Below are 11361 nucleotides of genomic sequence, written 5' to 3'. Positions count from 1 at the left end.
TCGACGCAATTAAAATGGTGGGGCATCGAGCCCCATCATTTTAAAGCCAAACAAAAGCTTCAGAATCCAGATGTAATCTATGCAATATACAAAGTGCACAGTTACCAAAAATGGTCAGTGAATTTCAGGCATCGTCAACTGCCTACTGCCTACTGCCCACTGCCTACTGAACACTGATCACTGCCTCCTGAAACTACCCACTGAACACTGTCACTGAAAAATATGACAATTATTTCTTCATGTAAGAATCCCTGATCCCCTTAAACTCCGAACCATCTTTCCATTGGGGCCATGAAACACTATCGGAAAGCCTTCTCCCAACATGATACAGTAGCTGAACATCATCTACTGCACCCTCAAGATTCCATCTTTGAGGATCGTATGAATCTGAAGGTTTATGGTAATACTTAGCCGTATAATCATCCTGCAATTCTTTGCCATACTCCTTCCCGTTTTCTACATGATCAATGCCTGTTCCAATGTAAAGTGCAGGAATTCCAACTTTCGCAAAATTGAAATGGTCCGACCTGAAATAGTAGCCCGCAGAAGGTGTAGGTTCGGGGGCACTATACCTGTTCACCTTGGCCAATTCCACGTTCATCAAATCCTCCAAATCAGATTGGCCAATGCCTATCAAGGACACATCTTTCATCTTTCCATAAGGATTGATACCGTCCATATTGATATTGGCAACAGTCTTTTCTACAGGATAAACCGGATTTTCAGCGTAAAAAGCAGAACCCCATAAGCCCTGCTCTTCTGCAGTTACAGAAAGAAATATGACAGTCCTTTCCGGTTGTTTATCGGTTTTAAAAGCTTTGGCCAGGGCCAAAAGGCCTGCCGTGCCACTGGCATTGTCCAATGCTCCGTTATAAATGCTATCTCCAAATTCATCAGGCTTACCTATTCCAAGATGATCCCAATGGGCAGTATAAATGATGTAATCATCAGGCCTATTGCTGCCGGTGATTTTGGCAATGACATTCTTCGAAATATCATAGGTAGCTTCTACCACCATGGAGGAACTTGCCTTCAGGTTCATTGGTATGGCCTGGAAATCAGACCTTCTTGCCTGCGCAAGCATTTCTCTTTCATTTAATCCGGCCATTTCAAACATTTGGTTGGCTATAGGAAGAGTAATCCAACCCTCAAATTTTGGCTTGTAAATTTCTTTGCCCCGGGTATCCAAATAAAGTTTAGGAGCATTCCAATTATTCTGAATCACGTTAAAGCCATAACCGGCAGGAATGGTATTGTGGACAATCAGTGTTCCCAAAGCACCTTGTCGCGCAGCTTCTTCAAATTTATAGGTCCAACGTCCGTAATAGGTCATGGTGTTTCCTTTAAATAGTGCCGCATCCTCCGTACCAAAGCCAGGGTCATTGACCAAAACCATGACAATCTTATTCTTGACATCAATGTTTTTGTAATCGTTCCAGCCATATTCCGGTGCTACAATTCCAAATCCGGCAAAGACGATTTCAATATCCTCGAAATTTTGATTTTCCTCCGTTCTCTGTGTCCACAAGACATAATCTTTCAACCCTTCTAATTTCAGTTCCTTGGAGCCGGATTTTATGGATACCTCATTGGAAGGCTTCGTAGTAATGGATACCATAGGCACTTCCTGAAAAAAGCTTTCCCCATTTCCCGGCTCCAAACCAATTGATTTGAATTCATTTTCTAAGTATTTGATGGTAATTTCCTCCCCTTCCGTAAATGGCATCCTTCCCATGAAGGCATCAGATGACAGGGTTATGATATGATTCTCTAAGTCAGAAATCTGAAATTGATAAGGTGCCGTATCTGATTGTTGAAAGGCAATAGTTGATATGCCCAAAAGAGCAATTGATAAGATTGTTTTAAACTTTTTGAAATTCATATTTAAAGATTATGGTTTAGTCGAAGATAAGGATATTACTTATCAATCAGTACAGGATTTGGAAATTGGATCTTTATGCTTGATTTTTTTTTGGCATAAAGTTTTACCTTAGTAATCTAATCCTATAGATAATGAAGACAATATTGAAAGTTATCATGGCGATAGCAATTATTCTAGCAGTGGTATTTATGTTGGGTCCAAGAGCCAAGGTAGAGAATCTGGTAGGAGAATATCCTGAAGTACCTACAAGGTTAAATGAGCTGACAGAATTTATAAATTTCAAAACCGATACAGTCATAGGATTAAAACCTGACAATGAAGCCAAAATAATTTGGGCTGATAGTCTCAATAAAAGCAAAACTCCATTTTCGGTCATTTATATCCATGGTTTTGGTGCAAGTGAAAAAGAAGGTCATCCGGTCCATAAGCAAATCGCCTCTCATTTCGGGGCCAATCTTTATTTGGTAAGACTGCCTGAACATGGCATTTCCAGAACAGATGGATTCAAACATTTGGACGCACAGCGACTTGTGGATGAAGTGAGGGAAGCCTATATGGTCGGTACAAGTCTAGGAGATTCAGTGATTGTCATCGGGACCTCTATGGGAGGCGCCTTGTCTTTAGTTCTGGCCTCAGAGCGACCTGATATGAAAGCATTGGTGCTCTATTCTCCTGCAATCAGGGAATATGGTGATGGATTGGATATATTTTTCAAACCATGGCTGTCTTATTTGGCCGAGAAATTCCAATATGAAAATGGTGTTATCATCAATAACAGAGAGGGTGAAAAAGCCAAATATTGGTCCAGAGAATATCACCTCAACGGTTACAGAAGTTTGGGTGTGTTGCTGAGAAGCAAGATGAACAATGAGACTTTCGATAAAATAAAAATACCGCTTTTTTTAGCATACTATTACAAGAGTGAAGAGGAACAGGACTTTGTGGTTTCTGTTCCCAAAATGCTGGAAATGTTTGACCAGGTAAGTACACCTGATAAACTCAAAGTCAAAAAGGCATTTCCTGAAACTGGTGACCATGTCATTGCTTCCACCATCACTTCCCAGGACTGGCAAAGCGTTGCCATAGAAACCATCAGATTTTTAGAAAATGTGGCAGGTGTTAGGAAGTTCAAGAAAGTAGAATTAGCCGAAATTGAAGAGTAAAGGGAAAACATTTTGAACCACAAAAGAAACAAAAGGTAACAAAAGAAAAAATAAAGTGATTTCTTCCATAGAAATCCGTTTTTCATTTGGTCAATAAATTGATAATTTATCGATACGAATCCAAAACCTTTTGTTGACTTTTGTAACTTTTGTGGTTCAATTAATTCTAACCCATTTCAGCAAGTTTACTTGGGATTATTCAACCAAAAACAAAGCACCTTGGGAAAATGAATGTTCTCAAATTCTTTTGTTTCATTTTGTCTCTTTTGTGGTTCCAATAAAAAATCTTAAAGTTTCAAAGCAACTTTATCTCCGGTTTTAACAGCTTCAAATATAGCATCTATGATTTTCATGTCTTTCAATCCCTCTTCTCCATCAACCGGTACTTTTGGCTTTTTTCCATCAAAAATAATGGCTGCCATCTGATCCATTTGAACTGTCTGATGCGTCACATGTGGCAAATCCAATCGTCCCTTATGTGTCCAACTTTTTATAGGCCCATATCCCGTAGATGGCTGCATCTCAGCAAAACCTTTATCGCCGACCAAGAAAAACTTATCCAAATAGCTGAAAGCATAAGTTGAAAGACAGGAAGCTACGACGCCACTTGGAAATCCCAATTGAAAAGTAATCGTCTCATCCACTCCTTCTTTGAATTTAACTGGGTCGGTTTTCACTTCCTGGGCAGTAACCCAAATTGGTTCCTCTCCTACCATATACCTAGAACCGTTGATGGCATAAATACCGATATCCATCATGGCGCCTCCACCTGCCAATTCCTTATTGAGTCTCCATTGGTTCGGGTCACCGATTTTAAATCCCGCAAGCCCCTGAAAAAATTTAACCGTACCAAATTCTCCCTCATTCCTCAATCTGATTACTTCCAAGGTATTGGCCTCAAAATGCATCCTATATCCGATCAATAAATGAACCCCGGCTTTTTTACAGGCATCTACCATTTCCTGACCTTCTTTGGCATTGATGGACATGGGTTTTTCGCAGATGACATGTTTACCGGCAGCAGCCACTCTCAGACATTGGCTATGGTGCAGGGCATTGGGAGTAATAATATAGACAGCATCTATATCAGGATTATTTTTGATGGCATCAAAGTTTTTGTAATTGTAACAGTTTTTATCAGGGATATTATACTTGGATTGCCATTCTTTGATTTTGGAAGGTGTGCCGCTGATGACTCCTGTGACTTTCGCCCGCTTACTGTCTTTCATCGCCTCTGCTACCCTGTTGCCATAGCTGCCCAAGCCCATGATGGCCACTTTCAACACAGGCCCATCCTGCACATCAGAAATGTACTGATGCTTTTTATAAGGAGTGAAACTAAATGCCAATGGGAGAATCCCCGCACCAAGGGTAAGTTTTTGTATAAAGTCTCTTCTTGATTTCATAATTCTTAAAATATTTTAGGTTCGAGCGTATATAAATGATAAAAAGAAAATTAAGCCAAAATAAACTATGAAACAAAATTAAATGCCACGATAGGCAAATAGATACTTTAATCCCTGCCCAAAGTTTTTTAACCTGAAGACAAAATCTAAAAGCAATGCTAAAATAATTTGATTAATCGGGTACCTATCTGTAAGCCAAAAATCCTTAGTAACTACAGGTATCTACCAGAAAATCAAACGTTTTACAACTATGTATTACAGCAGCCAAGTGGCTTGTTAAACGAAACAGGATTAAAATTTATATTATGACATAAATGAATATTTAAACAATATTTATTTCATCTTTGAACTGAAAATCACCCTTTTCAAACAAAATGACATCGTTTTCCAAAGAATATTCTATTGATTCTATTAGAATTGAGAGAACATTTATGACGTTTTCAGTAAGAATTGTAAAAATATTACAATTCTCATTTTTAGTTGCATTTACCAATCTTTTATTTACTAACCTGTCAATAGGCCAGCAACTGTCATTTTTTGACTCGCTGGATATCGCAAAAGAGAGAATTTATGGAGCCAGGTATGCCGAAGGAATCGCATTACTTGAAAAAATGGAAAAAAGCCATCAGGATGATGAAAATATCATCCGCCTCAAAGCACAAGGCCTCTATTGGTCGAAGGATTTGGAAAGAACTATAGCCTACCTCGAAAAAGCCATACAGCGACTTCCTGAATCTTTGGAAATCAAACGTGATTATGCCAGAATTCTTTTTGAGAACGGATCATATACTAAATCCAGGCAACTTCTCAATATATATCTTGATCGCTATCCGGAAGATCCAGAATCCAATCTTTTGCTTGCCAAAATGGCATATTGGGAGGGTCAATCCCCAAGCAAAGCCAAAGCCTATCTAAATAAAATATTGGATATCTACCCGGATAATCCCGATGCCCTCGCTCTAAAAGAGGAAATTGATCTGATGACCTCACCATCCATTGCGCTCAATACTGCTTATATCACAGATTCCCAACCATTACAGGGTATTATATCATCACTGAAGTTCAATTCATATCAATCGGCTTTTCTGCAACCATCTTTACTGGCAGAGGCGAGGTTTTATTCTCCTGATCAGCAGACTTCATATTTTCAACTTTCCAACAAAACCCACATCATCAAATCCGGGACAGAAATCTTATTGAATGCGGGACTTTTCAGGGCCTCTTGGGCCACAACAATCAGCCCTCTGGGCGGTGTAACTATCCGTCAAAAAACCTTCTATGACCTATATTTGAGTGCGGGCGCAGAACGTGGTTTTTATCTCTTTACGTTGGCGAGTTTGGATACAGAGGTGCTTCCTTTAAGCTATTCAGCCTCATTCGGCAGAGAAATAAGTGAAAGTTGGACAGGTAAGTTGAGTTTTAGGCAGGATAATTTTTCGGATGACAATTATGTGAGAACAAGCAGTGTCTGGTTACTTTTTCCGATTCTAAATCAAATATCAATCAGACTGGATATTGGCTATGCTTTCATGATGGCAGAATCCAAAGAAAACAGGTTTGAATTAGTGGAACCTATCACAGGGCTGAGCAGTCAAACTGAAATCGGAACCGTTTTTCCCGGTATCTTTAATCCCTACTTTACCCCTCAAAATGAATTCAGAAATTCCGCACTGGCTAAAATCGATATAAAACTGAGCCCGAAATTCAATATGAGTTTCAACAACAATATTGGAGTTTATGCCATTATTGATAATCCAAACTTTATTTTTTATGGTGTCGATCAGGATCAAGCAAATGGATCCGGTCCCATACCCGGTTCACCATTTGGAAACCCGAACAACCCCGTCCTCCCTCCAATTACCGGCGAAGATCAGATAGGGGCTGATGACTTGTTCAAAGTATTTGTACCAACAAGGTATTATCCCTTGGATTTACGTAGCCGGATCAACTGGAATATCAGCAAAAAGACCAGCTTTAGCTTGGAATACATTTACCTGAGGACAATTTTCTTTGATGGTCATAATGCCAACGCAACCCTAAAATTCACCCTTTAAGATGACAAAAAGAAAAGACAAGGATTATTGGATTTACAGAAAAGCCAAAAACATCCAAAGGATAGAAAAGTATTTTCTTGCTGCTTTGGTTGCCGCCGGGATTATTGCTTTAATACGGTTAGGCAACTGGTGGTTTAAAGCGGAGCATGTAGATTCTTTGTCACTGTTTATCATATTATCCTTGGTGTTTTGGTATGGGATGTTACGGCTTGTCATCATTTGGGTGAATTACCTGGGTATCCAAAGACCTGGACCTAAAAAGGCTCCGGAAGGATTAAAGGTTGCTATTTTCACAACCAGTTCACCTGGGGAACCTTTATCTATGTTTGAAAAAACACTCGAAGCCTGTTCCAAAATCACTTACCCCCATACTACTTATTTACTGGATGACACCCAAGACCCGCGGTTCAGGGAAGTAGCCGAGAAAAATGGAGCTGTTTGCTTGGAATTGGTAGGGCTTCCAGGTGCCAAGGCAGGAAAAATCAATAAAGCCCTTTCACTTACAGATGAGGATTTTATACTGGTGCTTGACCCGGACCATATCCCCTTTCCAAATTTCCTGGATGAAGTCCTGGGATTTTTTGAGGATGAAAAGGTTGGATATGTACAGGTTTCCCAAACCTATTACAACCAATACAAATCCTTTACAGCAAAAGCTGCCGCTGAACAGACTTATACTTTCTATGGGCCGACACAGATGGGAATGCATGGCTACAATTGTGCTGTGGCCATCGGTGCCAATTGTACCTTCAGGAGAAAGGCCCTGGAATCCGCAGGAGGTCACGGTGTCGGCCTGGCGGAAGACCTCGTCACTGCTATCAGGATCCATGCCGAAGGCTGGAAATCTATCTACAATCCTGTAGTAGTCAGCAGAGGTCTGGTACCGGAGGATTTTGGTTCATTTTGTAAGCAGCAACTCAAGTGGGCAAGAGGAGTTCATGAAGTGCTTTTTTCAGAAGTCCCAAAACTCTTCGGTAAACTATCCTTTTGGCAAAAGCTATCCTATATTACAATCGGAACTTATTATATCGAAGGATTGATTACCCTTATTTATATACTCATCCCCTTCCTCTATTTTTGGTTTGACATTGTTCCGGCAAAAATGTATTTCATTGAGTTTTTGTATTACGGTTTCCCGGTATTGCTTTTCTCAGTCTGGATTTACCTCCATGTCCAACGCTGGCTTTCCCACAGAAAAGAAGAAAGTGGGTTACATTGGCGGGGAATGATTATGAAATTTGCCTGTTGGCCAGTCTATCTCATGGGCTTTGTTTTATCTGTTTTTGACAAAAAAATCCCCTATATACCCACTGCCAAGCAAGCAGTAATCGGGGGGATTTCACCATTTGCAAGACCCTTACTGCTCCATCTCCTGATTTTCGTTTTGACAATTGGTTTTGTAATCTACGAAAGAAGATATGTCCTGTCCGAGGTCGCATTGATTGCAACTAGTGAAAAAACTTATGGAATGATGGCTTTTGCCTTAATCCCTTTTATCCTTGGCTGTTTTTCGATTTATGCCGCCTGGGAATCAACACGGATTACGGAAGAAGATCCATGGGCAAAAATTGACATTGATAATATTATAAAGAAAAACTCTAAATCTTAAGTAATGAAAAAAGTCCTTTACAGATTGCTGATCGTCATCGCAACTATATTTACGGGTATTTTGCTTGTGGCTAGCGTCACTTATTTTGGTGATGAGTCCACCGGCCCGGTTGATGATTTCTTTGGGAAAGTCACCTCAAGTATCAAGTCCATAGAAAACAAATATATTTTGAAAAAGAGAGAAAAATCCAGAAGCCTATCATTGGAATGGTTTGATGAATACCGAACTGATAAAAACACCCTTGCCAATACAGAATTGCTCCTGCTTGGCGCTTATGACAATGAGGCCAAACAAAATTTTGAGCCAATTGTAGCGCTGGAAGACAGTCTGGATACTGTTTTCCCTCTGGTGAAAATCTACTCCGCATGGGGGAGTAAAAGAGAACAAAGATTTCCTGCTGCTGAAGTAAATGCCATCTCATCACTTGGTTCTGTACCGGTAATCACCTGGGAACCATGGCTGAATGATTTTGACAAACAAGTGCTCCCCGGTATTCCGGATGTTGAATTCAGGGACAGTGACGGGCTTTTGGCAATATCGAGAGGTGTTTATGATTCCTACATAGACCGTTGGGCGCGGGATGCAAAAGATTCCGGGGTTTTGATGTTTTTGAGATTTGCACACGAGATGAATGATCCATATCGGTACCCATGGGGCCCACAAAATAACAAACCTGAGGAATTTGTTCAGGCCTGGAGACATGTAGTCAACAGATTTAAAGGTATAGGTGCAGATAATGTCATCTGGCTTTGGTCCCCACATCTGGCTTATGGAGAGTTTGATTCCTATTATCCCGGAGATGAGTTTGTGGATTGGGTCGGTACAGGCACATTAAATTATGGCACAGTTGCACCATGGAGTCAATGGTGGACATTTGATGAAATCTTCGCCCAATACTATGAAACATTTGTGGAATATGGGAAACCCATAATGATTTCGGAATATGGCACTTTGGCCGTAGGCGGCGATCGTTCCAAATGGTACAGGGAATCCTTGACCGATTTTCATGAAAAATTCCCATTGGTCAAGGGACTACTGTTTTTCCACAACTCAAAAGATGCAACTACTACCTACCAAGTATTGAACTGGTCATTTAAAGATGACCCTGATGTCAGTCACGCTATCCGCAATGTCATCGGATCATGGTAAATTTTTTTAAAAATAATTTGGAAAATTAAACACTGTTCAATTATATTTGAATGTCTAAATTTGATTCATGGGATTGGTAGAAAGAAAAATACGGGAAAAGGAGGAGCTGAAAGACAGTATCCTCAAGGCAGCAAAGAAACTTTTTCTTGAAAGGGGTATTGAGAAAACCTCAATCCGTAACATTGCAGATGAAATTGAATATAGCCCCGGGATTATATACCATTATTTTAAAGACAAGAATGAAATTTTCCATGCGCTCCATACTGAAGGTTTTCAGGAACTCAGAAAACGAATGGGAATATTATCCGCAATAGTGGATCCAATGAGTCGATTGAGGGCAATGGGTAAAATCTACATTGAATTTGGTCTGGATAATCAGGACATGTACGATCTGATGTTTATCATCGAAGCTCCTATAGACCATGTAGAAACACGTGATGATTTATGCTGGACTGAAGGAGACTCCAGTTTCAATCTATTGCGGATAACCGTGAGAGAATGTATGCAGAAAGGCCATTTTCAAGGCCACAGGCTTGAGGCACTTTCCTTTATGATTTGGGCTACAGTTCATGGAATGGTTTCTCTGAAAATCAGAAAAAGAATTAATATTCTTGAAGAAGCAGAAGTTGAAAATATTGTAGAAAACAGCTATCAATCATTTCTGATGGTCTTGGATAAACTCTGATATTTTTTTATCTGTACTTTAAACACTGTTCAAATATATAACAACGTAATAAAAATGGATTCCTCACACAAAAAAATCGTTCTTTGGCTCCTTCTATTCTTTGGAATATTATCTGAAGGCAAAGCCCAACAAATCCTATCAGATTATGTTTCTGAAGGTCTGCAAAACAATCTTGTCCTCAAAGACAGGTATATCTCACTGGATCAAAGTCTTTTAGCTTTGAAAGATGCCAAAAGCTTTTTCCTTCCCGCAGTTGACTTTGGAGCCAACTATACTTTGGCCAACGGTGGAAGGGCAATTATACTTCCATTGGGGGATTTATTGAATGGTGTTTACTCTACCTTAAATACCTTGACGGACCGTCAAGACTTTCCTCAGCTCGAAAATATAGAAGAACAGTTCTTGCCCAACAATTTCTATGATGCACGGTTCAGGGTAACCTACCCTATCATCAATCCCGACCTTCATTTCAACAAACTTATCAAACAACAATCGGTCAAACTGGAAGAATATGAAATTGAAATTTACAGGGCAGAGCTTATAAAAAACATCAAACAGGCCTACTACCAGTTTTGTCTTGCCTACACTGCCAAACAGATTTTAGAAGAATCTAAAATACTGGTGGAGCAGAATCTTAAGGATAACCGTTCTCTTTTGGCAAATGGCAGAGGTCTTCCGGCACAGGTTCTCCGGGCAGAGAGCGAAGTCGAAAACATCAATGCACAATTGATTGAGGCTGAAAACAAGAAGGAAAATGCTTCCTACTACGTCAATTTCTTATTGAATAGACCTCTTCAAATACCGGTGATATTCGAAATTCATGAAATCCAAGAACAGGAGATTTCAAGACTGCTTCAAGAGGAAGACTATTCCCAAAGGGCAGAATTGGTGAAAATCGCGACAGCCAAAAACATTCAGGAAACTGTACTTAGAATGAACCGGAATTTTGCGGTACCCAGATTGAATACTTTTATGGACCTCGGCATGCAGGGCTTTGATTTTGACTATTTCCAACAAAGCAGATATGTCTTTTTTGGACTAAATATGTCAGTACCGGTTTTTCAAGGTGGCAGAAACAGGACTCAAATCAATCGCTCCAAAAACGAAATCGATGCAATATCCTATAAAACAGAATTATTGCAAAATCAGATTGACATGTCAGTCAGAACAGCCAAAAACAACATCAAAGCGGCAAGTGCAGCAAAAAAATCAGCGGAAAGTAACTTTCAATCGGCCTCCTCATACCTCAGGCTAATTGACAAGGGATATCGGGAAGGCACCAATTCCCTGATTGAATTTATTGATGCAAGAAACCAATTTACATTATCCGAGCTCAGGGTAACCATTGCAAACTATGGATTGCTGAGCGCAGTAGCGCAATTAGAAAGAGAATTAGAAACATTGAAATAACAC

At 39.9% G+C, this 11361-nt stretch carries 8 protein-coding genes; 6 read left to right on the top strand and 2 right to left on the bottom strand.

Features of this window, described 5'->3' with window-relative positions:
- Positions 1 to 229 precede the first annotated feature (229 nt).
- Positions 230 to 1882: a M28 family metallopeptidase gene (locus ACEW8O_RS25555; RefSeq protein WP_373497464.1), complete on the bottom strand. Its 1653-nt coding sequence runs from the start codon at positions 1880 to 1882 to the stop codon at positions 230 to 232.
- Between the two features lie 131 nt (positions 1883 to 2013).
- Here ACEW8O_RS25555 and ACEW8O_RS25550 point away from each other — a divergent pair, with 131 nt between their 5' ends.
- Positions 2014 to 3045 (top strand): alpha/beta hydrolase, encoded by a 1032-nt coding sequence (locus ACEW8O_RS25550; protein ID WP_373497463.1) that lies wholly within the window; start codon positions 2014 to 2016, stop codon positions 3043 to 3045.
- Between the two features lie 287 nt (positions 3046 to 3332).
- Here ACEW8O_RS25550 and ACEW8O_RS25545 read toward each other — a convergent pair whose 3' ends face one another.
- Complete coding sequence (locus tag ACEW8O_RS25545; RefSeq protein ID WP_373497462.1) at positions 3333 to 4451, bottom strand: Gfo/Idh/MocA family protein; 1119 nt, start codon at positions 4449 to 4451, stop codon at positions 3333 to 3335.
- Positions 4452 to 4882: 431 nt separating this feature from the next.
- Here ACEW8O_RS25545 and ACEW8O_RS25540 point away from each other — a divergent pair, with 431 nt between their 5' ends.
- From ACEW8O_RS25540 to ACEW8O_RS25520, 5 genes are all read left to right on the top strand, one after another.
- Positions 4883 to 6505: a tetratricopeptide repeat protein gene (locus ACEW8O_RS25540; RefSeq protein ID WP_373497461.1), complete on the top strand. Its 1623-nt coding sequence runs from the start codon at positions 4883 to 4885 to the stop codon at positions 6503 to 6505.
- A gap of 1 nt (position 6506) precedes the next feature.
- Positions 6507 to 8114: a glycosyltransferase family 2 protein gene (locus tag ACEW8O_RS25535; protein ID WP_373497460.1), complete on the top strand. Its 1608-nt coding sequence runs from the start codon at positions 6507 to 6509 to the stop codon at positions 8112 to 8114.
- A gap of 3 nt (positions 8115 to 8117) precedes the next feature.
- Positions 8118 to 9263 (top strand): glycoside hydrolase family 26 protein, encoded by a 1146-nt coding sequence (locus ACEW8O_RS25530; RefSeq protein ID WP_373497459.1) that lies wholly within the window; start codon positions 8118 to 8120, stop codon positions 9261 to 9263.
- A 67-nt stretch (positions 9264 to 9330) separates the two neighbouring features.
- Positions 9331 to 9948 (top strand): TetR/AcrR family transcriptional regulator, encoded by a 618-nt coding sequence (locus ACEW8O_RS25525; protein WP_373497458.1) that lies wholly within the window; start codon positions 9331 to 9333, stop codon positions 9946 to 9948.
- Between the two features lie 54 nt (positions 9949 to 10002).
- Positions 10003 to 11358, top strand: coding sequence for a TolC family protein (locus tag ACEW8O_RS25520; protein ID WP_373497457.1), 1356 nt, complete (start codon positions 10003 to 10005; stop codon positions 11356 to 11358).
- Positions 11359 to 11361 lie beyond the last annotated feature (3 nt).

This window comes from Aquiflexum sp., assembly GCF_041749095.1.
Classification (GTDB): Bacteria; Bacteroidota; Bacteroidia; order Cytophagales; family Cyclobacteriaceae; genus Aquiflexum.
Note: the sequence above shows the minus strand (reverse complement) of the source record. Positions and strands in the feature narration are given on the sequence as shown.